At 33.2% G+C, this 25042-nt stretch carries 13 protein-coding genes; 9 read left to right on the top strand and 4 right to left on the bottom strand.

Annotated features, from left to right (window positions below; genetic code table 11):
* The 7 genes from AC4AGG_RS03000 to AC4AGG_RS02970 all read left to right on the top strand — a co-directional run.
* Positions 1 to 2568 (top strand): hypothetical protein (locus tag AC4AGG_RS03000; protein ID WP_489770500.1); only part of this gene is annotated, 2568 nt, incomplete at its 5' end.
* 14 nt (positions 2569 to 2582) lie between these two features.
* Positions 2583 to 3131, top strand: a complete 549-nt coding sequence (locus AC4AGG_RS02995) for a hypothetical protein (RefSeq protein WP_489770499.1) — start codon at positions 2583 to 2585, stop codon at positions 3129 to 3131.
* Positions 3132 to 3683: a hypothetical protein gene (locus AC4AGG_RS02990; RefSeq protein ID WP_489770498.1), complete on the top strand. Its 552-nt coding sequence runs from the start codon at positions 3132 to 3134 to the stop codon at positions 3681 to 3683. It abuts the gene before it with no gap.
* Between the two features lie 79 nt (positions 3684 to 3762).
* On the top strand, positions 3763 to 4431 hold the full coding sequence (locus AC4AGG_RS02985; RefSeq protein WP_489770497.1) for a hypothetical protein: 669 nt from the start codon (positions 3763 to 3765) through the stop codon (positions 4429 to 4431).
* Between the two features lie 175 nt (positions 4432 to 4606).
* Positions 4607 to 11140, top strand: a complete 6534-nt coding sequence (locus AC4AGG_RS02980; RefSeq protein WP_489770496.1) for a hypothetical protein — start codon at positions 4607 to 4609, stop codon at positions 11138 to 11140.
* A 3-nt stretch (positions 11141 to 11143) separates the two neighbouring features.
* Entirely contained in the window at positions 11144 to 17434 is a 6291-nt protein-coding gene (locus tag AC4AGG_RS02975; RefSeq protein ID WP_489770495.1) for a hypothetical protein, read from the top strand.
* 24 nt (positions 17435 to 17458) lie between these two features.
* On the top strand, positions 17459 to 18085 hold the full coding sequence (locus tag AC4AGG_RS02970; RefSeq protein ID WP_489770494.1) for a hypothetical protein: 627 nt from the start codon (positions 17459 to 17461) through the stop codon (positions 18083 to 18085).
* 177 nt (positions 18086 to 18262) lie between these two features.
* On the opposite strand, the gene AC4AGG_RS02965 is transcribed toward AC4AGG_RS02970, so the two are convergent.
* Positions 18263 to 20632 (bottom strand): P-loop ATPase, Sll1717 family, encoded by a 2370-nt coding sequence (locus AC4AGG_RS02965; protein ID WP_489770493.1) that lies wholly within the window; start codon positions 20630 to 20632, stop codon positions 18263 to 18265.
* Between the two features lie 306 nt (positions 20633 to 20938).
* Here AC4AGG_RS02965 and AC4AGG_RS02960 point away from each other — a divergent pair, with 306 nt between their 5' ends.
* On the top strand, positions 20939 to 22189 hold the full coding sequence (locus AC4AGG_RS02960; protein WP_489770492.1) for an HAD-IB family phosphatase: 1251 nt from the start codon (positions 20939 to 20941) through the stop codon (positions 22187 to 22189).
* Positions 22176 to 22730, top strand: coding sequence for an RsmD family RNA methyltransferase (locus AC4AGG_RS02955; RefSeq protein ID WP_489770491.1), 555 nt, complete (start codon positions 22176 to 22178; stop codon positions 22728 to 22730). Before AC4AGG_RS02960 ends, AC4AGG_RS02955 begins: the two co-directional genes overlap by 14 nt.
* 187 nt (positions 22731 to 22917) lie before the next feature.
* On the opposite strand, the gene AC4AGG_RS02950 is transcribed toward AC4AGG_RS02955, so the two are convergent.
* The 3 genes from AC4AGG_RS02950 to AC4AGG_RS02940 are packed head-to-tail and all read right to left on the bottom strand — an operon-like array spanning position 22918 to position 24801.
* On the bottom strand, positions 22918 to 23607 hold the full coding sequence (locus AC4AGG_RS02950) for a hypothetical protein (protein ID WP_489770490.1): 690 nt from the start codon (positions 23605 to 23607) through the stop codon (positions 22918 to 22920).
* Positions 23591 to 24379 (bottom strand): relaxase/mobilization nuclease domain-containing protein, encoded by a 789-nt coding sequence (locus tag AC4AGG_RS02945; RefSeq protein WP_489770489.1) that lies wholly within the window; start codon positions 24377 to 24379, stop codon positions 23591 to 23593. Before AC4AGG_RS02945 ends, AC4AGG_RS02950 begins: the two co-directional genes overlap by 17 nt.
* Positions 24376 to 24801 (bottom strand): plasmid mobilization protein, encoded by a 426-nt coding sequence (locus AC4AGG_RS02940; RefSeq protein ID WP_489770488.1) that lies wholly within the window; start codon positions 24799 to 24801, stop codon positions 24376 to 24378. Before AC4AGG_RS02940 ends, AC4AGG_RS02945 begins: the two co-directional genes overlap by 4 nt.
* Positions 24802 to 25042 lie beyond the last annotated feature (241 nt).

The following is a 25042-nucleotide window of genomic DNA, read 5'->3' as shown; positions in this document are numbered from 1 at the left end:
CAATTAATAGAAAATATAGGACAAACTGTTTTTGAAGCATTTGTTGAAATTGATATACAAAATCCACTTATCAAGAGTACTTTTTCTCAAATAAAAAATAATCAAGAGATAATATGGAAGGATGTTTATGTTAATAATGCAGGAAACCATACACAAGATGAATTACTTGATCTTTATTCATCTAATTACCGTTTGTTAGATCAATATTTTGAGCAATACAGTAATTTTAGAAACTATATAACAAATCACAGCGATCCTAATAATATTGAGACAAGTGACTTAGAAAAGTTAATATTTATAGCAATTCCTTTTAGTCCAGTTGTATTACAATTAATACCGTCATCACTAAAAATTGAAATTTTAAAGTTTATTTGTAGTAAAAAATACGTTAATAATTTCAAAAATATTCTTAATGAAGACAAAAGGTACGATGGTATTTTCTTAAATGGCAGACCTTTTCCTAGTGAAGTCTTGGAGCAATTTATTGTTAATTTAATTTATTCTGTACAACAAACTGAAGTAGATTCATTCCTTGATCAAATGCTATTAAAAATTGATGATGGTATAGTCTTTATAACAGAGAGAACATTATACGAGGTTATTTATGAAAATTTGAGTGAAAGTTATAATATTTCTGTAGCTTTTTTGGAGTTTTCTAATTTATTGTTTAAAACCGATTTTCAACCCACTAGAACAAAGAGTGCTTTTGTACATGCAATGTACGGATTATGGATAAGTAGTAAATACAATCCTTATGACTTAAATGGAAAATTAAAACAGGATATTTTTTATATTGAATCCTTAAATCCTATTTCTAACAAACCGATAGCTAACGATAAGTTCTTTGTTGAAGATAATGCAGCTACTGTCCCTTCTTCTGTTCTTTATAATTACAGTTATGAGACAGCTTATCAATTTAGAAGGAATAACAATACAATCCCTCCGTCTTATGAGTACCCTATTGATTATCCTACTGCTGCTCCTATTACATTACCTTATGAGTCGGATAAGAGCATAGGTATTTATTTTGATAATTTTTCATTTCGTTTCGAAAAAGATAAAATCAAGGCATATCAAAATAATCTACCAACTTTGCCTGCGCAATACATAGATCAATACATTAACACTGAAGCAGAAGCTTTGGTAGGAACATACCACCCATATCAACCGATTACCCTCATTAATAATAATGTGGAAACAAAAGTGCCGATTCCTACTTTGTATGGAACGCCTGCACAAATAGGAGATGGCTCGCTTACCATTAACTCACTTATTCCCGTTTTTGTTCTGAAAATGATAGATGATCTTGGAGATAGAAGTGATGTAGAAACAGTAATTGGTTATACTGTAGACGGGATACTTACATTTTCAGGAATTGGTAATGCTACAAAATTACGGCATCTTAGGTGGGCAGCAATGGGAACTGATGAAGTTGGTCTATTAACCAAAACAGGATTAAGAGTGGTTTTGGGAGGAGTAGAGTTTGCTTCGGGAGTTTTAGGTTTCTTCGCCAATTTTGTGAATTGTAATGCAAATGACTCTTTTTGCAAAAACATGAAGAACTTCATTATGCTTTTGCAATTGGCGACACTTTCAGTAACCGCAGCAGATACCTTAACGACTTGGGCATTGAGAAGATCTGCTAAGAAGGTAATTGATTCAGCTGGTGGTGAAGCTATGCTAGAACAAAAACTTCAAAATGCTAATGTAGGTGGAGATAATACTTATTTATCAGAAGCTTCTCAAAAAATTAAAGCCTGTGCAATAATTCCAATTTCTGTTGAAAAAATTGAAGAAATAATTAACAATGTAAAAAAAGCAATAAGGGATGCTAATTTAGATAAGTTTGGAAATCCAGTTTCTACACCATCCTTTAGTATTAGTCACTGGACAAACAGTGAAATGGCAGAGTTTATAAGGCATGCAAACGATAAGGGATTGACCCAAAAAGATATGGAAATATTTCTGTTTGTAAGCGGAAGGATAAGAGTACAAGGAAAAGATGCACTAGGAAATATCGAATATATTAATAAAAGTTTTGGCAAACAAGAAGCTATTGATAGAATAGACAATGTAATTGATTTTATAAAGCCTAGAAGATTTCCTTTTGGATATTCTAATCTATCTAACTTTGGAATTTCTAAAACAAAACTAAAGCAAGTCTTAGAAGAGGCAGGATTACCAACAGATAATGTATATATTGGGGGTTCTTCTCTTCAGATATCCAATCCTAAAGATTTTGATATCTATATATTTGTAACAGAGCAAAATTTGGCACAAATAGGAGATGATATAATTACAGAAGCAAAGAGGTTAAGAAGTGAATCAATAATTGATAAGAAAATATTTGATGATATTAAGGATAGTGTCAAAAGTAGTATTAATAAGAAAAAATTAATTTATGGAAATAGATTTTTTAGAAAAAATGGAACAGGAATTAATTTGGAAGAGAGAGTAGCTGAATTTGGAGTAATTTCATCAGCTCAAGCGGGTGCATTTCCAGATGGTATTGAAATTACAATAAAAATATCAGATGATTCTGCGCTATATATGAAAGTAGAATTTTAATTTTTAGAAAAATTATGAGTACAACTATAAGTTACGAAAATGAGTTTAATAGCTCTATTACTGAACAGCAAGCGTCAATGTTAAATAACTTTAACAAAGTTATTAAAAACAATAATGTATTAAAAGTTAAAGAGGAATATGTCAATGGGAAAATATCTGATATTGTTTTTTATCGAGAAAACGAAAGTATAGATGACATATTTAATAAGTATCCAATGTTATCTAGAATAGAAGTTGCAAATATAATAGAAAATAATGGAATATATATTAAACAAGTATTTGAAACCTATTCAAAAAACGAGGGATTAAAATTACGTACTTTTAATGTTGAAAGTATTTCAACAGGAAAATCTATATGTCATGGTTACTATAATTTACAAACAGGTGAAATAATTACTGAGAAGACAGAAAAATATATGTATGATGCTTATGGCGATCTAATTTGCCGTTTTACATATAATAATATAGGAAAAATAGAAAAAATAAGAGAAGAAGGAAATGGAGCTTTTTCTAACGAATTTTCTATAGATTATTACAATAATGTATTGCCTTTATTTCCATAAATGAGTACAACAATAATTTACGAAAATGAGTTTAATAACTCTATTACAGAACAACAAGCTTCAATGTTAGGCAATTTTGTTAGAATCATTAAAAATAATGATGTAATAAAAATTAAAGAAGAATATAGAAATAATGAACTTTGGAATGTGATTTATTATCAAGAAAATGAAACTGTTGATCAAATACTTAGTAAATACCCGGTTCTTCCAGGAATCGATATTGCAAAAAAGACAGATATTCAAGGTAACTATATTAAGGAGGAAACAAAGGGGTATTTAAAAAATGAAGGACTAAAACTATATTCTTTCAATATAGAAAATATAATAACAGGCAAAACTCTATGTTTTGGAGATATTGATATACAAACAGGGAATATAATTCCAAAATCTGTAATTAAATTGCAGTATAATAACTTTGGAGATCTTGCCTATTATTATCATTATAATGAACAGGGTAAGATAGATTATATAGAGGAGGTTGATAATAGAGGTGTATATGCAAATAATTTTTCTATTGATTATTATAATAATGCGTTGCAATTATTTCCATAAATGAGGGGGACTTACTATCATTAAAAAAGGTAGGAAAATACGACAAGTTACCAGAAATATCATTCAAATATTAGAAACTATGATTAAATTTACAAATATTGATGGTAAGAGTATTACCTCACAACAGATGCAAATGCTTAAAGAGTATAAGATTCAAACTTTTGATGATATATCTGGTAAAATCAAAAAAATAGAAAGTGTAAGATTAAAGAGAGGAATTCCTTTTACTTTTTTTGAGTATTACTTAGAGCCATCAGAGAATAAAACCCAAATTATTCAACAATATACAGATCTAATACAAGACCCCCGTTTAGGTATATATCTAAATAAACAAAATGCTAATGGTTTTGATTTATGGGATTATGAAAGTTATGATAATAATGGTAATCTTTTTTTTAAGATGAAGTTTGTTTATGACAATCAAGGGAGAATGATCCTAAATCTAACATTAGACCTGCAAACAAATGAAATAACACATCATTCTGCATATACTCCAGAAAAATATTATTATGGAACATCTATAGATACAGCAAATGGATTACCAAACCTAGAATTAAGATTCACATATGAGTTTGATACAAATACAAATCAATTTGTCACTTATATAAAAGACGTGAATGAAACTACGGGAGAAATTCACACAATGAATGTAAATGAATTCATTGAATTATTTGGTCAAGCATTCTGGGATTCACATCCATATTATCATTCATTGTTGCCTTTACTACCCACAACTACTAATGTTTAAGACGACAATAAACAAAAAAAACAATATGAAATATTAATTGAAAAGATGTCTAATAAGACTGAAGACGCTAATTAAACTCTCCCAGCTTTAAACAACAATGTATGAGCCTATAAAAATGGAATAAGGTTTACACTGTAAAAAAGCGATAAAATTAAAGAACTAAAAAAACATAAATATGCCCACATCACCCACAACCCACAGATATTATCCGCGACTGTCATCAGTTGTTTCGGAGAGTGATATACCTGATATCTTAGGTTTTATCAAAACCGGAGTTGTTAACCTTTTGGATAAAATCTATTACAAAGATTTGCAATATAGTAAAAGCGCGAAGGGAGACGCTGCATTTTATGGTCTTTCTATTGTCTCTCCCAAAAGATTGGATATAGAAATTCCGGGAACGGGAATTTTTCTTGTTCTTAACCCTGATATAGACAGCAGTGGCATATCGTCTTTCCCTATTACCATAGAGTACCAATGGAAGATTTTAGCGTATTTAAGGTTTTTTAGTGTCGGTAATTTTTCTTTCGATCCGGAGCAGATTTTCGAGATTGCATTGCGCATTCTTAATATTTCAGAAGAGCAAGCCATTGCTCATTTCGTCAACACTTTTGTAGAGCCTGCAAATCAAAATATAACACCTATTCACCAGTTTGTTACCGACATCAATAATGCTCAGATTCTCAACTCTCCATTAAACCTCCCAACGACAGCCACTACCATTCCCGAGTTGGTGACAGAGATGTTTAACAAATCCGGAGGAAAATATGCTTCTTTGCTGGCGTTTGCCGCATACCTTTTTACTAACAATACTCAAGATACCGCAAATAAAGTAAAAGCGTATTTCCGTTCTTTGATTCCACAGGATGTAGATGAGTTTATCAAGGACGTTGTTATTCCAAAATTTCGGGCAACGCTAATGTTATCAGCAGGGATAGAGTTTCCAAGAAATATTTTGAAGCCTGTTTATCCTCTTGGATCTTCTGGCGGCGTAGAACTGGAGGAGATTCCTGAAAATACATCAGGATATCCCAATAAAGTTATGCTTACTTTTGCTGAAGCACTGTTTTACGCTGATACAGAGAAAGGATTCGGGTACAATATGGATCTGATTCTCAATATGAATCAACCTGCAATGGTAGGAAATACAGGACTTGTTATCGACATCCAAAACCTAAAAATAGACATCAGTAAAACTGAAAATATTGCAGAAGCAGATGCAGACGGTAGACCAAAAGAATTTATGGGTGTATATATGGAGTATACCGAAATATTTCTCCCAAAAAAATGGTTCAAAAAGCAGAATGGCCAAACGATCGGTATCTCTGCCAACAATCTGTTAGTTGGTACTGGTGGCATATCTGGAAACATAGCAATCCGAGCCGCCTGTACTACAACAACACAGTCTAATGGAGATCGTGCTGTTACAAGTTATTTCCAGAGTTATTTTACGTTGGATTACACAGATCTTTATGTATATTCAATGGCAGATGCTAATACTCTCGTTCAGATTCAAAATCATGATCAATTACTAGATTATATCAACAACACGTTAGGTAATCTGTCTCTTTTAAAGTTTAAATATCCATTAAAGTTAACAACCAATTCTGGGGAAAATAAAGAATTTAAAAAAGAAACTGAGTATTTTAATTTCATTCAAAACTTTGATCTTGGACTCGTAAATTATGATGATTATCTAAAGTTCAAACTAGGTAAGGACGAAAATAAAGCATGGGAACTTGGATTCAAAAGCTTCGATATAGATTTTCATCAAGGACAAGTCGTACACTCTTCATTACATGCTGCATTAAGAATCCCAAAATTCAAAAATCCAAATCCTCAAAGTAACACTGATGATCTGTATATAGATTTCTATGGCGAATGGGAAAGTAAAGAAAACTTTAAGCTCTCTGCTACATTTTTACCTAGCGGTTTAAATATGAATCTTTTTGACATTCTGACTCTTAATCTTCAAAATGCAACATTAGGAAAGGAAAATGACAACTTCTTTGTTGAAGCTGATACTAAAGTATTCTTTCCTGCGGATTCTTTTGCTGCTTCTTTGTTTGACGACCAACCTATTGATCTTCCCGCGATTCGTGTATACTCTAATGGAAGATTTGAAATAGCTGGTGGAAACACCAGTATTCCCATTAACCTAAGCCTTAATCTTGGCGCCGTAAGAATGGCTGTTACAACCATACATTTTGGCAGCATACAAAGAGAGCATAACGGTATCATGCGAACCTACAATTATATAGGGTTTGATGGAGGAATCAGTGTAAACCCAATAGGTTTAGATGTTAGAGGGGATGGAGTAAAGTACTATTATACTTCTGATAATGATGAGATGGCGGCAGCTCACGGAGGACATGAAGATGACTACAAAGATCACTATTTCCATATTTCAACGATAGAAATTGATCTTGTAATACCAGGAAGCGCGAGTGCTAGTAGTGCAACGGCTATTATCAAAGGTTCTTTGACCCTACCTGAGCCTGGCGTTTCTACGGAATATCGCGGAAAAGTATCTGTGCAACTTCCACAAGCCAGTATCTATGGTTCTGCTGAAATTAGATACGATCCTTCTTACCCCGCTTTTGCTGTTGATGGAATGGTCGAATTCCCTATTCCAATACCACTAGGACCAATCGGTATTTTTGGATTCAGAGGATTGATTGGAAGACGATATGTAGCAGAGAAAGAAGCAATTGGAATGACCTATGATGACACTTGGTATGATTATTATGTTTCTCCACCTCGCGGTTTATTCCTTGATCCTAAATTCAGTGGCCCAGAAAAGACAAAACATTATAGCAATCCATTTTCTATTGGTGTTGGAGCATCAATTGCACCAACGGGAGGGGACAGAATTATGTCTATCAGGGCAATGATTCTACTTTCAGTTCCTAGCATGTTTGCCATAGATGCAGGACTTACCTTGCTTAGTGAAAAAATAGGACTTGCGGAAGTAGATCCTAAAGAACCTCCATTCTACGCGTTCATTATTGTTGGGGACGATTCATTGGAATTTGGAGCAGGAGCTAACTTCTTAGTAAATAAGAGTAAAGGCTCTTTTATCCAAATTCAGGCAGAAGTCCAAATGGGATTCTTCTTCAAGAATCAAAGGCCATGGTATATAAACTTTGGTACAAAGGATAGACCGATTACAGCGACAATGCTCAAAGACTCTATCAATTTTAAAGCAATAGGATATCTCATGATTTCTGCTTCTGGAATTGAATCTTTGACTCGGGTTGACATCAATTTGAATCTATCCATTCTCAGAGTTTGGGTGATTATAGAAGTTGGAGGGTACATTAGCTTTGAGCGTCCTCAGGTAGGAGGACATATGTATCTAGAAGGAGGGGCAGAGGTTAATTTATTTATTGTCAAAGCCTCAATTTGCATCTCAATATTCTTTAGAATTGAGTTAATCAAGCCATTTTTGATATTTGCCGAACTTACAGTTAAGGTTAAAGTAAAGATTCTCTTTATCAAAATTAATTTTGAGGCTCACCTTGTAATTAAATGGGAAAAGGATGATACAGTTGACGTAACTCCTGTTGCTCCAATTACCTATGAGGATGATGACTCATTCCCTGATATGCCAAAAATTGATCGCGCTGAAGATTCTGTAAAGGGAATTCATATGCTAACATATGAAGAATTTAAGTTGGATTTTATTAGAACCGAAACTGCAGATCCTAGCAAAATAACAACGATTATTCCTCTAGACACCTACATTGATATTACTGCAGAAAAAGGGCTTATTCCCACCTCTGCTTCTGATCAAAAAATAGGTGGTCATACAACTGCGGCTCATAATTTCACAGATTTAATTCCTCCTAAAAAGGTAGTCCCTGGAGGACATATATTAAGACAGGTGAAACATCAATATTCCATTGAGGAAATAAAAATAATGTTCTATGATTATGTTGCTGAATCTTGGAAAGATTATCATCCATACAAAGCCATAGAACCTAGTCAAGCTGTTGATGATTTAAAAATTGGCTTCTGGCAAAGAAATAGTAATCAATATGATTCCATCAGAATTTTAGGAACGACACCTTTTTCATTTATGGACGGAGGACAACCTGGTTGGTTTATTCCTGAACAGTATGGAATAACACCTTCATCACTATTTTGCTCTGGTTCACACGATATTTGGCATTTTTCAAATGTCCTTGATAAACCGTTAGGTTCAGTCTATTATCCACCTGCCCAATTCCCAAATCAGACTTTTATTAATGGAGCTTATTACACTCTTTTAGGGGACTGGTCAGGACTTTATTCCGCTGGAAACAATGGAAGCATGGTTCTTGCTCAAGGTATCGCTGGAATGGAAGTCACCAATGCTGCTAATCCTCATGTAAACCCATCTTTTGCACAATCACTGACTATTTCAAATAACGGTTTGGTCATCACTCTACCTGAAGAATCTGCAAAAGTAAGACTATGGTTATCAACGTTAGCTCAAGGTGTTACAATTAGATATTACAAAAACGTCTTCACAACTGGAATTTTCCAAAGCTATGCATTAATTGCGCAAGTATATAAAACCCAGTCAGGGTTGTCTAATATTGTAGAGTTTTTAGCCTCAGACCATGCGGGGCAATTTGTTTCCAAAATAGAAATCATACCTGATGGGGTTGATCAAAATGCTATAGATAATATCAATGCTCAGATTGATCAGATTTTTGCTAACGCAACAGTCAGTAATAATGGAACTGTCACAAGCATTGTGTTATCTCCGCAAGAGCAAGATGAATACGATGCCTTAATCGCAGAACTTCAAGAAATTCTTACACAATCATGTAATAATGGTCCATGTTCACCTAATTTTGAACTATGTGAATTTTTAGAAACTCTTATTTGGAACCTTAATCATTGTATAAGATATACCGGTGTTAGAGACTTATTCTGGGATAACTGGAATTGCTTTTTGCAACTGATAGCATCGATCAGCGATTTTGATGCGCAAAACCCTCAATATAATTTATATAACCGATTAATAGATAACATTAAGTATCTCGAACAGTATCCAACCGTTACAAGGCCTCCATACCTTTCTGGGGCGCTTTCATGTGCTCAACAGATTTTTGACCAAATATCGTTGATAGCTAATTGTAATTGTCAATCTAACAGTGTAATTAGTTGCAAAACTTCTCTACAACAGGTTTCATGGATGACTGTTATGGACTATCAAACTCAACAAACGATTCCTTCTCAACCAGCTATACAGGCAGATTATAACCAAATGGTCGCCGGCATACAGCATCATGTTCAGCCGATATGGAGACCGAATACCACTTATTGTATACACATCAAGTTAAAAGACAACGTAAATGATTCAACTCCTAGAACATGGGAATATAAATTTGGTTTTAAAACAGCAGGTCCATTAGGTCACTTCGATAAGAAAGCTGATTACATTCCGTATCTTGACGACAATAATGATGGAAAAAACGACAATAAACCTGAAGAATTTCCTATCACCAGCCTAAAATCTTACATCGATATGAGAAGATCATATCCTAATGCTGATGGAAGTTTGTTGGGGTCAAAACCTATGTTCTATGGCAATGGTGCATGTACGCTTAATATTTTCTTCACCAAACCATACATATATCATATGTTTAAGTCTTGGGAATCTTACAAAGGTTTAAAATCAATAGGTGGGGAAATCAATATTGCTATTAAGGATCCTGTTTCTGGTCAAGTAATTGAATATCCTCTCCCGATAGATTGGTACCAAAATCCTCCTGACTCTGTTCCTGTTCCTAATCAACAGGCACCAACTTGGAATGGTGACAATGATCCAAATCTACCATTGAGTATCCAACAGTTAAATAGTTTTATTAATACAGTAAACAATAACAATAGCTCGATTTTATGTCACATTGATTTAGGGGATCCAATAGTGCCAAAAGCTTACAGCTACTCCGTTACATTAAATAACCTTAAACCACAAAAACTGTACACTGCGTTGATTTATAATGCTTTTGATGCGAATGGAACCGGAGGAATTGCCAATCAAATGGTGTATGATCCTGTTAATAATATGAACAAAATTGATTATGAAGAAAATCAAAAAGTTCATGAATATGTTTTTAAAACTTCTAGATACGCTAATTTTGAAGAGCAGATCAATAGTTACAAGCGTCAGGAGCTCGATGATGATGGAAATCTTGTGGAAGAAAAAGATGCAATTTATAAAATTGATGTAGTTCTTTCTCAGCAACAAATCAGTGATTCTTTCAAAACAGTAGAAGGAACAGGAACTAGTACAGCTCTTGAAGACATTATTAATACCTATACAGATCCTTTTGATCGCATATTTGAAGGCGTCTGGGGACTTAAGCCATTAGATCCTCCAAACTTTACAGAGTTTATCAGAATTGTTAATCAGGAAAACAAACTGATTGCAATAATTATCCGAAATCCTGAACCTTTTAATGATCCAAAAACTCCAGTGGATATTATCAATGAGTCTATAGAAGTAATGATGGCGCCTGGAAGTAATTCTGTGGATCCAACGTATCAACGACTGTTCTCAAAAGATTACTCTCAGGTAATTATCATGAATGATAACGCTGAAATTCTCGATTCAACACTCAATTTCAGATTTAAGTATCTCTTATGGAATGGCTCTTCTTATGAGCAAGTGAGCGCAGTGAGTATTAATAACATTAAAGTAAACGATTAAGCCATGAGTTTTTTTAAATATTTATCATATCCCGATTTAAGTAGTAGAATTTACAAAGCAAAAGAAATTGAAAAAAATATTTGGTGTTGCGGTAGCGCATTTGAGAATAAATACTCTATATTATCAACATTTAATTTAGTAGGAGATCTTGTTTGGAGCAAAGGGTTTTTCTTTCCTGAGCTAGAATTTCCAACACGTTTTGTAAATTTCATCCAAATTGGAGGTGGTTTTTTAATAGCCGGTGTCGAAGAAAAAGAAAAGGAATTCTTTCCTTTTATTTTAAAGTTTGATGATAGTAAAGATACCTTATGGTTTAAAAAGTTCGAAAATGTTGTTTTACACGAACCAAAAATTTTTCTAACGTCTTTCTTTGATGATTTCTTTCATGTAGGATTCTATGACGATGCTTCTCAATGTACAAAAGCCTACTTCTTCGATCGTGATGGAAATCTACAACTCCAGAAAGATATACGACCTTCCTATGAGTCTACTTTTAGAATCACAGGTATGGAAATTAGAGGTGAATTACTTTATCTATGTGGTAATGAACCCGCACCACAAGAAGATGGAAGTATGCAAGAAGGAAAATCAACCGGAGTACTGATTACTTTGGACGCTGGCCTCAATTTTATACAATCCGAATTATTTTTAGATGACAAAAAGGGAAATACAGTATTAAATGGTTTATGTGTAGTAGAGGATAACCTCTATTTGCACGGTTCTACACTTGATAACAAATACTCTCTTATCTTTGACTATCAAAATAACAAACTCGGTGTCTTTGAAAAGGATTCTTCTTTGTATACTAACTGTATCTATCATAAAGATCATATTTTATTACATCATGAAGGAAGAGAGATTTCTCTTGTTGGTTATGATTTGCAGGCCTACTGGAGCAAAGAGATTGAAATGGCAGCACCCAAGCTAGATTCTTTTATTAATGACGAAGTATTGATACACGGACAAAAAGAAAATTATTTGGGGGTTTTAGACGGAGACCTCTCGTCTTGTAAAACCGCTGACACTGAAACCATACCTAGTTACCAATCTAATTTTATTTTAGATCGAATCGAATATCTCGTATTTGATAATGATACTCAATATAGCGAAGGCTATATCCCCGAACTTTATGACTTCGATCCAACCACAAAGGACGTCTGTGATGGCGGGGGAAATCCTAATCCTGGAAATCCCGGAACAAGCGTCAACTTCAATAGTTCAACTTCATTACAAACTCCCAATTTTTACGTGCAAGCGGTTGGTTCTACAGGTGTAGACAGTACCAAGTCCATTCAGCTTCGCTGGGCTTTTGGTGGTGCTCTTGGAGAAAATCACCTTGCTAAAGGGAAACTTGCCTCTACTTCTTACAATTATAACAAGCCAGACGATTTTGTTAAAATCTATCGTGCTCCTTATAATCCTGTACTCTTCACTCTTGATTTTAGTTCTCCTCCTCAATTGGTAGATCAGAGTCAAAGACTTTGGGTATACAAATTCAATAATAATCAGAGGATTATATATGTATATTTCAAAAACGCTCTTAAATATGATCAAATAAGTGGCTTTGTAGATCCATTAGCCAGTCCTTTTGATTTTATTAGTTATTATGGTGATGGAGTGATTGAAGTGGTATGTAGAACGGATCTGTTTTTTGCGTGCTCATCAGATATCACCAATATATCGTCTTCTTCCGTTTTGCAGCTTGAAGGACTTTCTGTTTCAGAAAATAACAATATCTTACCTAATCATTTAACCTATCGAAAAACGCTTGCGGATGTTGCAAATAATCATTTTACCCTTGAAAATGGGAAGAAGATAAGGTTCAAAGCTACAGATTGTTTGGTCAGTAGAATTAATTTCGAATTCTATTCGGACTTTATTATTAGAACTAATCAAAATTTAGGCTGGGTAAAAATAAATGACTTTTCTTTAACCACCGATTCTACTGAAGCCCTAACACGACTAGAACCTTCTCCTCAATCTGTCGATAAAAAATGGTTGAGATTTAATGATGGATCAACAGCTGCTGGCACTGGCTCTTTATTAAGAGTAACTAATTATATCCATAAATGGGATCACACAAACGATCCTCAAAATCCACTTGATAAAGATATTAAAGGAGTTGTTGAGGATTATATTCAACTAAGCGATCAAGCTGATAATCCGAAAGCTTTTGAAACGCTCTCCATTAATCTTGCAAATAATTCTGCAAATAGTGCTTTTCAATTCTCTAGCAATCCTGCTGCTCCTGGGGATATGGAGATCTCCTATTTGGATCTATTGAACATCGCTGCGCTTGATTTTCATGTTGCTCGGATGCTTGGTCTTGGACACCTAGATTTGGACAACGCTATCTTGTCCGGAAAGTATATCTACCTAGCGGAATATTATACTAATGATCATCTGGATATCAAGTCGCCAACCAAAAATCTTCAATTATTATCCATGTCTCTCCCAACAGGATTGGGCGACCAACGTCTACCTGTTCCTGTCGAAATATGGAAAGTAACTCCTGGAATGAATAATGCTCAGGGAAGCTCTAATATGTATGATGCCAATGGATATTCTTTTGATGGAAAAAAAAGATATGTAAGCATTTATAACTACGAAGTTCCTACTGAAGAAATAAACCCCATATTCTTCTCTCATAGTGAGGATTACGACTCATCCTTGTATACCACCCCCGTATACGCGGGCTTAGAATATAGACATACCTTACCTAATGGTACAGATAATGGAATCTGGATGAAACCTGAACTGTCCAATGACATCCAATATACAGACTGGGACGGATTTAACGAAACTGTGCCTATACAAATTCCAGATCCAAATGCTGCTTTATACATGCATAAACAGGAAAAGAGCGGCACCTATCATTACGCCACTTATGGAATCAACTGGTTTTCAAGATCTTTTATTGGTGGGGAAGTATCCATATATACGGAATTAAAACCAGCTAATACATTGCTTCCTCCTTCCGGATGTCAAAGCTTTTTGATTCAAAAGGAAAGTCCTTTGATGTTTACTTCTAGTGAAGAGCAAAGTCGTTTTGATGCTATTGGAGGGGATAAAACACTGGCTCGTATTATATTTGATTATCACATTTATCAAGATGAACAGGTATATCAGATCCCCAATGATAGTTCTCTTCCTGATAATCACTATATCTCCGATGTCACTAGTTTGTATCCAGATGCCGATGAAGTAATGGCTGATGATGTAGAAATCTACTTCAGAAACTTTAAACCTCAAACAATTACAGCTCAAGCTTACGCGGTTGATAGTGTTCCAACGAATCAATTGCTAGCGATGATTAAGACAAAAGACTATCCTGTTCCTAGTAGTGCAGTTGTTGATCCAAATAGTACTAGTGTATACCCGGGTAATGTTATCTTCACAGAAATCTGGAAGTCCGAAATTCCAATTGGTACAACTATAGATCATTTTATCGGTGGAATATTTCTACTAGATGGTGAATCTTATGTTATTCACGGAATTACCGTGACAGGTAATGGACTAGATTTTACAGTTTATAAAAAAGAAATAAGCGCTGCGCTACTTACTGGAAACTCTAATCCTACGATTAATTCATCAAGCTTAACTTTTCCAACCATCAGTTCTTCTGGTCAGGGCATATTCAATGCTACAGAGAATATGCAAAATGTGACTAACTGGAGTACCACAAATCCAAATTCTTTAAAAGTAAGGATTGGGGATCATAATTGGGGAATTCATAGAGAACCTTTCCGATTATCACAACCCAATGGAACCTTAGAAAGATTTATTCAAAAGAGTAGGGGAATTTGGCATGATAATGCAACCGTAGAAATGGTATTTCAGCCACTATTTCAATATACAAAATCTAACAATGTTGTTATAAATTACCAAAGTCCTTATAATACAAATGACCCTAATTATTCCTCATTTCCTCCTGCACCATTAGTACATCAGGGAATGTATAAAGTTACCTTCAATAATTTTCATCTTGCTCAACACTCACAATTTGATGCCGTATCCCATTCCGTCGAATGGCATAAAGGAATTTTGAGATTATTTACCAATGAAAGTTTTGTAAATGGTGTTGCTATAGAAACAAGGACTCCGTTTAAAGTTATAAGAACTGAAAATATTGGTGCTGGAAACGGTGATCTTATTTTGTACATTGTGGATGAAAGCTTCACCATTGAAGAAGATGGAACGGTTGATTGTAATCCTATTTATGTAGAACAGGGACAGCCCTATTCTCCAAAACCATCAGACCCTCTTTTAGGTAATTGTAAAGTCAATTATTATCCGTCATACAAGGTTTATCTGTATGCCAATGCATCAAACAACCTTGTTAATGATGCTATTATGCCTATAGGTGATGATCTTGTGAAATATTCAGTATTTGGATTCAAGAGTGTGGATAGGGATACATTGGATATGCAAGGAAACTATTACAAATCTAAATTTAGTATTCCTTGTCTTTTGGCTGCACAAGCCATTATTTATCCTATGGTTCCTCAACGACCTACCGGTTCTACATTTGCTACTCGACCAGACAAATTTGGCAAGTCCACTTACTCTTTCTTAACTAAATTTGAGCATAAGCCCTATTCTGTAATGTTCTTAAGAAGTGATGACAATATGTTGTTACACTCTCTTTACAAAAAAGAAACATTATTGACTGTTAAGGATAACCTTAAGCTAATGGGAGGACAAGAGGAGGCTTTCTTTAATGACAGATGGCAAAACTTCTTTGATTTTGAAACTTTAGCAAGCGAAGGTGATTATAGACCTTATGCCTCTCAAGTTGATCCTACGCAACAATTTAAATTTCCAATGCCGGACAGTGAAGATTTATATAAGGAAATAAACAATTCGATTGATTTCTATAATAATCAAAATGGCTCATCCATCACACACTACACGTCAGGTTCTTTGACATCATTAAAAGATATTGTGCTTCCTAGTGTACAAGTTAATAATGTTTCGGTGCCAGATGTGTTGTTTATTGATTTTATTAAAAGTCGAATTCAAAGATGCTTCTTGCCTTTAACTGAAATACCTGTCATCTATTCTCGTTTGAAAAAATTAAGCGACGGCTATCGCCCAAAAAATTTAAAACAAAATATTAGGGATCATAACGGATATTTACTACAACCAACGGATTCAGAATTTGATATGGCTCCGATGATGACGGTCTATAAGCAAGCCTCAACTACGACCCAGCCACCAACGCTTAATGAAACGCTATTCACGGATTTTACAATAGACGGAACTTCTGATAATTTTTATTTTTATGCATCTAGAGAGGTGGGATCACAAATGGGTATGAGTGACTTTAGCCCTGTCTTAGGACCCATAAGATTGGTCAATAGTAACCCTGCTGAGCCTCCAAAAATAATGAGCTTATTACCCCAATTGGATAACCTGTCTTTAGGGATCTCTGCTAAAGTTAGAGTAGAAGTCAATGCTTATCCTCAGACTCAAAAAATTAATAAAGTGAGTTTATATAGAGCTCTTTCAAAATTAGACTCCGAGTCCATCTTAAGCATGACGTTTGTTAAAACCGTCGATATATCCGATGTGGAAATTTCCTCTTCTGGTTGTTGGGTAATATATGATGAATTCGAAAATGTACCAGAGAAGCCATATGGTGACCCCCTATTTTATCGAGTTGTTGTTTCAAGGAAAGTAGAATACTCTGAAACAAACTATTTTGCCGCGGGAGGAAGTATACAAAACGTGGTTGAACAAGCTCCTTCTTTACCATCAAAGGTAACCGCAAGTATGCTTGTTGAAAACTATAATCCTCCAACACCTAATTTAGCTTACCATTCAGAGCCTGTAAATGGAGATTTGGTCAATTCTGTAATCCTCAATTGGGAAAAAGTATGCTATAAAGGAAAGTACCACCTTTACAAGATGAGCAACGAAGGTAACTGGAAAGAAATAGCTCGTATTTTAAATAATGAAAATGACACTTCCAAAGCTCAACTTTATTTATCTGAAGTCAATCCAACTACTTTAGAAGCATCATGGCAGATTGAAGAAACATTTGACTTGGTTAATAATACTTTCTATCTTCCTTTGCAAAAGCTTAATATGGATCCTTTATCTATTACTGATTCTGATGGAAATATTGTTTATCATCATTTTAAAATTGTGGCGGAAAATACATCCAATATGTTTAGTACTGAAGAAAAAATATTGACCATCTATAAAGAAAATACATGGACCGATATTGCTGGAATTTCCTCCGATGGAACAGATGGAATGATTATACAAGGAACTTTTATAGTTAGATAAAATAATTAATTAAAAAATACAATCATGGCAAAGAAACCTATCGTCACCTTAAAAGAATATTTTGAAATCGGTAAAAGACCAACACAAAGTCAATTTGAAGATTTAATAGATAGTTTTGCTCACTTAGATGGTCCTGAGTTAGCAAAAATTATAGAAAATGTAAACTCTTATAACGGCTATCTTCAATTTACCTCCCATAATGGAACTTTAGTGACCCAAATATCTCTTCAGGATATTCGCAACAATATGAATATTCCATCAAATTTGGTACAAAGTGTAAATGGACAATCAGGAAACGTTACATTACCTATTGAAGACTCTGGTTGGCAAGCGATCACTGCTTTTTCTAATGCTACATCCAACTATGATGCAAATACAACTGTCAGATACCGAAGAAAGAATGGTGTCGTCTTTCTTGATGGTTGCTTAAAAGGAGGAACAGCGCAAACAAATGGAATAGCATATTTACTCTTTACTCTCCCAGTTGGTTTTAGACCAAAAAGAAAAATCTCTATTGTTATAGTTAGAGCAAATACATCAACAACATACAAAAGTGGTCGGTTAGATATAGATGCAAACGGAAATGTTTATGGAGTGGATTATAGTAATCTATGGAACTCTCTTTCTGGAATTTGTTTTCTTATTGACTAAAAGCTTTAACTTGAAATACATTTCGTCCGAAACCTGAACTAATCATGCTATTTGTCATCAATCCGAAGATTGAATTGCTTCATGAAATAGGACTAACTAATTTATAAGGTTGATAAAAAAGTTGGGCATAATGCCCAACTTTTTTTTAACTGTATTGCCTGTAAAAAAATACTCCTTTTAAATAGTTGCTTCACATTCTAAAAATGGCAGTAAAGCATTGTGAATTCGAAAACGTTTGGTATCTAATTTTTTTGCCATAATCTTAATCTTCTTGAATTTTTCTACATCATACACAAATTCAAACTCATTTTGCCTTACTTCTCTTCCTACAATTGTCAAATCTACCAAATTATCAATAAACTTTTCCACATCATCTCCGTCCTGCATTAAAATACCTGCATTCGTCATAAATTTAATTATACTACTTTCGTCTATGATATTTTTTCCGCCAACAAATTCAAATAAAAAATCTTCCATTTGCTTTGATATCACATTATTTTCAACTAACAAAGACTTGAATATCCAACTCGAATATTCTCTATAAGCATATAATATATCCTGCTCTTTAATAATTTCGTGCCCCCTTGCAACTGCTATATCTTTACAACTTTTACAAAAATATATCAAATCACGAGGTCTTGGAAAAATACAGTTAATTATAAATTCTCTCGTTGAAATACCATTGACTTTCGCAACAAAAAATTTTGAAAATAATTCAGAACTTTTATATTTATTATTGCTCAATTCAACAAATCTCTCCTCAATGATTCTTAATAATATCTCTGGATCATCCCACATTAATCTAGAGACTTCAATTTTATCTGGCTCACGCGCTACCGATTGAAGGTGTTTAAAAATATCACTTCTTAAAAAAATTGTCAAATGAAATGATAAATTTGTTTGAATAGACTTTATATATGATAACTCCTTAAAAATCCTTCCTGAAACACCTAATAAGCCTAATATATATCTACTCAAAATATTTAGCCTAGAATCTTTTTTCCAAGATTTATCAAGATTATCAATTAAAACAATTAGTTTATGATTTTTAGGTATTAATATTCCAAAAAAATCTTTCATTTCATATATTATACCTTCATGCAATATTTCTGATACTTTTAGTCTAAACTCTTTATTATTTCCAGCACCAATTTTATTGATTTCATTCTCCCTTAATTTCTTAATCTGTTCTTCTAGTCTTGTAGAAAAGTCTGTCAAAAAAATACTGCTATTTACTTCAACGAAATCCAAATATTTATTTTCATCTGTTGTTAAAGCAAACAGTGGCTTATTTTTAATTTTATCATATAATGATTTAGCAATCTGTGAGTATATTAAAAACTTCCATACTGTTTCAATTAAGAATCCCTTTTCAAATTCACTATTTGATTCTTCCATTAAAGAAATCAATCCGTCTACTTCAAAATTTATGGGTTTGATCAAAACCACATTATTTCTAGGGTCTTTAATTAAGTCTTCAAATAGATAATACAAAGTAGCTGTTTTACCAGCTCCTTTCCTTCCAACAACAATATTATACTCGTTCTTAATCAGTTGCTGGGTATGAGAAGTGTCAACATAATATTGATAAAGTTTATTACTTTCATGTTCAGCAATTGCTTCCCCAAAATCCAAATTATGCAATTCCGTAATTTTTTTTCGGGTTGTAACTTTATCCTTTTCATTAATCAATAGGGAAGCTATATCCTTCTGCAAATTACTTAAGTAATGCTTAACAATCTCTCCACATTCCGCTCTATTATTAAATTTCTTCAATAAATCTTTAAAGTCTAAAGGCGAGCTATATGGCTTTTCGGCCAATAATTGAACTTCTAAACCTAACCCGACGCCCATTCCTGCAACTAAAGCGCATTTCGAGTTGTGCAATTCAAAACCAGTGCGTGTTTGCGAAGAAAATTGAATTAAAACAGCAGGTACTGTATGTAATTTTTGAATATACCAACTTAATGACAAGTTAACATTTTCACTAGCATCGTCAACTATTTTTGGCAATTTAAAATAATCTACCTGCGTTATTATCTCTAAATTGTAATTCGTTTCTGTTTGGCTATTAAGAACGAGAATTGCTTTAGGGTCCTTTTCAAAAGTAACTGTCTTAATCAATTCGCTCCACAGATTTTTGTCGGTGTTATATATCTTTTCTTTAAAAAAAGCATTAGTAATATCATGGGTTTTCGAATACTTTGAGTATCCTAAAGTTGTTAATAAATCTAATTCTTTGTATTTTTTATTTGACTCCTCATATGATACATCATTTATTATAAATATTGGTTTTTCTTTTGCTAATGCATAACCTAATTCAAATAATACATTATCGTTAAGGCCAGTCAGATCGCAACAAAAAAAATCAGCTTTATCTATTTCGTCAAGTATTTCATTAATAATTAATCTTCCAGAATTCCGTAGCTGTATCCACGATCTTATGGTCGCTTCTCCAGAAGAGTTTATTTGTTGGATAGCCTCTTCAACACATTCACCACTTGAAGGATATTGACTCCCGTAAGCGAAAAAACCGATTTTTGACATAAAAACACATTTATTGGAATATAAAAATAAGAAACATTTCTTTAATGACAAAGCTCAGGAAATCGAGATTTCAACATGTCTTCAAGATTAAAAAGCGGACCATGTACCCACGAAACGGATTCGGATATCCTAATTTTCAATTTGAACATTCAACCTCACAATTGCTTTTCAATTTCATCAATTTTTTGTATTTTCACATCACTGAAATCATATCGAAATAACTTCATTTTGTTGAACTTAAATTTTTAGTTCTACTCTCGTTAGCCTTCGCTTGTGCTTTTTAGTTGTGAAAAATTATAAAATAATATGAATACAAAGATTTTCATCAGTCATTCTCACTTTGAGCAACAATATGCAGATTTATTAATCAATTTTTTACGTATTGGATTAGGAATAAACAGAGATAATATTTTTTGTTCAAATAAATCAGGGTATGGCATACCTGTTGGACATGATTTTCATGACCATATTTTAGAAAAACTGAAAGGTGCTTCGGAACATTATACAATTGCGATAATCTCAAACAATTATTATAATTCAAAATTTTGTTTATATGAATTAGGGGCTTCTTGGGGGCTTGGAAATGGGAAAAACATAATTCCCTTTCTAGTTCAAGACATGGATAATGGGAATTTACAGGATTTTATAAAATTCAAAGAATCTATTAAAGCTCACATAATTGAAGACATTAATAAACTAGCGGATTTATTCAGGAATAACTCATCAATAGAATTAGAAAAAGTATCTACAAGTGAGTTTGAAAACCAAAGAGAAAAATTAGTTTCCGGAATAAAAAAACTTAATAATGACTATAGAAAGAATAATATCAGCAATATAGGATATAAAAAAGGATCAAAAAAACTGGTTGCTTTTGACTTTGATGGAACTATTTTACAGGGTCACAATTATAAACATTCTTGGAAAGAAATATGGAATTATTTAAATTATGACGATTCTATTAGAAGTGAACTTTATAAAAAACATAAAAATAATCATCTTGAATATACATTCGAAGAATGGTGTAAAGAATGTGTAAAATATTTTAAAGAACGTAACTTAAAAAGAGAAGACATATCAAAAATAATAAAAGACAAAAATTTAAAAATTGCTCCAAATTTTGAAGATTTAGTACTTGTTCTGCATCAATTAGGCATCAGAACTATTATTATTTCGGGAGGAATTGATACTTTTGTTTATGAGAGCCTCCATGAAAATACGATCCAGCTTATTGATGAAATATTCATAAATAAATTCACTTATGATAAGTTTGGAAATTTACTTGATGTTAAGCCTTATTTATCTAAAGAGTCGGATACATACGGAAAAGCAAAAGTATTAACAAACTATTGTAAGGAAAAAAATTATGATCTTAAGAATGTGATTTTTGTAGGTGACGAAACTAATGATATTGATGCATTATCATTGGTAGGAAAGCCAATTATTTATCCCGCAAAAACGGCTAGTCCACACAATAAAAAATTAAATTTTACAAATATATATGATGATAGTTGTATTTCCTTGCTTCCGTATATTTTAAACGATAATGAAGATTGTTAGTGGTAAATATAAAGGGCTAAAAGTTACAGGTATTAATAGAATTTCTACTAGGCCAATCACAAATTCAAACAAAGAATCAATAATTAATACGATCTCATTTGATTGCATCAATTCTGCACTTGATTTATATTGTGGTACGGGGAATCTTGGTATTGAGGCTATCAGTAATTTTGTCACAAAAGTAGATTTTGTAGAAAGTAGTTATAAAGCTTGTGAAATTTTAAGAAAAAATATTAATAAGCTAAAAGAAGATCCTGCAACGAATATTAGCGTATATAATGATGATTGTATTAAATTTCTGAAAAGATGCAAAAAAAAATATGATTTAATTTTCTGCTGTCCACCATACCACATGAAATCCAACCTTATAATTTTAAAATTACTTGATAATGGAAATATTTTAAATAGGGGAGGAATAATAATAATGGAAGTTTCAAAACATAACGACTATCTTTATGGGGTTCAATCAACTAATATAGTTATCTTTAAAAGATTAGCAAAGGGGGATAACATTTTCTATTTTTATGATTTTTCATCCTAAAATAAGGCTATGTTTTCTCTTTATACGCAGAGCCAAAATATTGGGAAGCATCCCTTACCTTTCCAATATTGAGAGGTTTAGGCTAGTGTTTTACCAAAATTCTTTCAAGGAAAACCTGTTTTTCGATTCCCTTTGAAAAAAGATTTTCAGATTGGTATGATAGGATTTGAGGTATAGCTTCTTATCATTACTTGCTTTGGGCATTGGTAACTTTACTATTTCCAACGGATTCAAAGAATGGCCTATCTTTATTCGATCTCATTATTTCCTCTCTTAATTTCGTATAAGCATTTGTCCTTTCTTTATTTTGGCTTACATATTCTTGAATAATGTACTTCTCTCCTTGAAGAGCTTGATATTCATTACTATTTACTAATTGATTTCCCTCCTTTTTCCATTCTGTAAGAATCTCTTGTCTAATTTCGCTTTTTGCTTTAACGCTCTCTTTGTAGAAACTAAATCCAAAAAATAATGATAATCCAGTAATAAATATCGAACAAAATGCAATAACGACCGGTATCCTCCACCATATTCTTATGATTTTTTCCACTTTTTCCACTCTCAATAGGTCTTGCTCAGAAAAATTAAATTCTACTTTTTTAAAGTCCTCTATTCGCTCATCAAATAATCGTTCTGTTTTTACACGTTCTGATATATACGTCCTCGATATATCATCTCCTATTGCCTTAGAAAGACCGCTTATGGCTTTTGCTCTATTTTCTAGTCCTTGTCCTACGTTTTGTATTTGATGGATGGTTTCTTCTTTACTTTGGTTGAACTTAATTAGTTCTTCATCGAAATGGGTCATTATCGCGCAATTATATCTAAGTAATTCCGGCAAATCCATTTTACTAAATTCTTTATCTTGTAATTCCATTATTCATATTTTTTTTGATTGTTTTCTGTATTTCTAAGGCGATTCCTTTTATAGTTAATTTACGATCAACTTCACTGAGCTTAAACCCTTTCTTGGCTAAATATTCTCGTTTGCTCATTTGGGAAGGTTCTTTATACTCAGTCAAAGGTATAATTCTAGCACCGTTGAGTTCTTTAATTCCATTCTTATTCTGGTAATTGATTTCAAATACGTATCCTTGCGAATGCATTTGACTCTGCAGGTCTTCTAAGCTTCGTGAACAAGAAATACACGCTAAAAGCGCTTCTTTGATTATCCTTTTCTTTTCTCCTGCAATTTCTTTTGCGGTCTTCCAGCCTCTCTTTTTTGCCAATGCAGAGGCCGCCTTACCACTTTTTTCGCCTATATAATTATCCCTAACTGTATTTTTTCCAGAAAAATCAATTCTGTTGGCAAATATGTGCAAATGTTTTTCATCTGTATTTTGGTGCAGCACAGCGTACCATTGGTTATCTGAAAATTTCATTTCCTCTGCATAGTCTTTTGCTAACTGCATCCATTCATTAATAGATAGACAATCTCCTTTGCTTTTCTCAGGACTTAATACATTTTCCAAAAAAGGCTTTTCGGTTCTTGGATTTAAGTCAGCGATGTCTTTCATTTCTTCCCACCGTTCGCGAGGAGTTTCTCCAGTTAGTTGGTGCTGATAAATAACTTCTCCATTTTTGTTATTTTGCTCTTTGTACATGGCCGCCCTGAGACTTCCCTTAACTGACTTGGATTTTCCTATCATCGTAAATGGTTTTTGAGTAACCTAAGAATTTCTTCTAACTCGGTTTTGAATTGTTCTTTTTCACTCCATTCCCATATTTCACTGCGGAAGATATTGGATATTCTACGAAAGTTTGTTCTATACTCTGCCAAGAGTTTATTTCGTTCTGGATCCGGAAGAGGAATATCCAAGGCTGATCGTCTAAATAATTCAGATTCGGTGATACCATATGCTTGTGCCTTCTCAGAAATGTGCTTGGATTCTTCTTCACTTAACCGAATGTTTTTTTGGACTTTCCGAATTTTATCAATAATCGGACGTCCTCCTTTTTTTCCTCCTTCTGCTCTCTTCTTCCGGATTTCTGCTTTCCGCTCGGAAGCATTAAATTCTGCCAGTATTTTTGCTGCATATTCATCATCAAAAATCATTTGTTTTTCTTCCATTTTTTATCTACTCTTTTTCAAAAATTGGTGCTTAAAAAATCTAATTTTAACGTTCATTTCTTATTATATTTTTTTGATTCATTTAATTCTCCCCCCCTAATTACTTTTTTTTCTTATCTCTGAAAAAATGAAAACAAATCATCACTCAAATTCCCTTTTGAATTCCTTTTTATTATTGCTTTTATTTTACTCTTTTCAATTCAAACTGAATTAAAAAATGTGGTAAAAAAACGTTGCTTTT

This window comes from Chryseobacterium sp. CG10_8 (assembly GCF_058117085.1).
Note: the sequence above shows the minus strand (reverse complement) of the source record. Positions and strands in the feature narration are given on the sequence as shown.

Bases quoted from the DNA above. Each gene is read 5' to 3' on its own strand.
- AC4AGG_RS02995 (WP_489770499.1), top strand. From the start codon at position 2,583: ATGAGTACAACTATAAGTTACGAAAATGAGTTTAATAGCTCTATTACT.
- AC4AGG_RS02990 (WP_489770498.1), top strand. From the start codon at position 3,132: ATGAGTACAACAATAATTTACGAAAATGAGTTTAATAACTCTATTACA.
- AC4AGG_RS02985 (WP_489770497.1), top strand. From the start codon at position 3,763: ATGATTAAATTTACAAATATTGATGGTAAGAGTATTACCTCACAACAG.
- AC4AGG_RS02980 (WP_489770496.1), top strand. From the start codon at position 4,607: ATGCCCACATCACCCACAACCCACAGATATTATCCGCGACTGTCATCA.
- AC4AGG_RS02975 (WP_489770495.1), top strand. From the start codon at position 11,144: ATGAGTTTTTTTAAATATTTATCATATCCCGATTTAAGTAGTAGAATT.
- AC4AGG_RS02970 (WP_489770494.1), top strand. From the start codon at position 17,459: ATGGCAAAGAAACCTATCGTCACCTTAAAAGAATATTTTGAAATCGGT.
- AC4AGG_RS02965 (WP_489770493.1), bottom strand. From the start codon at position 20,632: ATGTCAAAAATCGGTTTTTTCGCTTACGGGAGTCAATATCCTTCAAGT.
- AC4AGG_RS02960 (WP_489770492.1), top strand. From the start codon at position 20,939: ATGAATACAAAGATTTTCATCAGTCATTCTCACTTTGAGCAACAATAT.
- AC4AGG_RS02955 (WP_489770491.1), top strand. From the start codon at position 22,176: ATGAAGATTGTTAGTGGTAAATATAAAGGGCTAAAAGTTACAGGTATT.
- AC4AGG_RS02950 (WP_489770490.1), bottom strand. From the start codon at position 23,607: ATGGAATTACAAGATAAAGAATTTAGTAAAATGGATTTGCCGGAATTA.
- AC4AGG_RS02945 (WP_489770489.1), bottom strand. From the start codon at position 24,379: ATGATAGGAAAATCCAAGTCAGTTAAGGGAAGTCTCAGGGCGGCCATG.
- AC4AGG_RS02940 (WP_489770488.1), bottom strand. From the start codon at position 24,801: ATGGAAGAAAAACAAATGATTTTTGATGATGAATATGCAGCAAAAATA.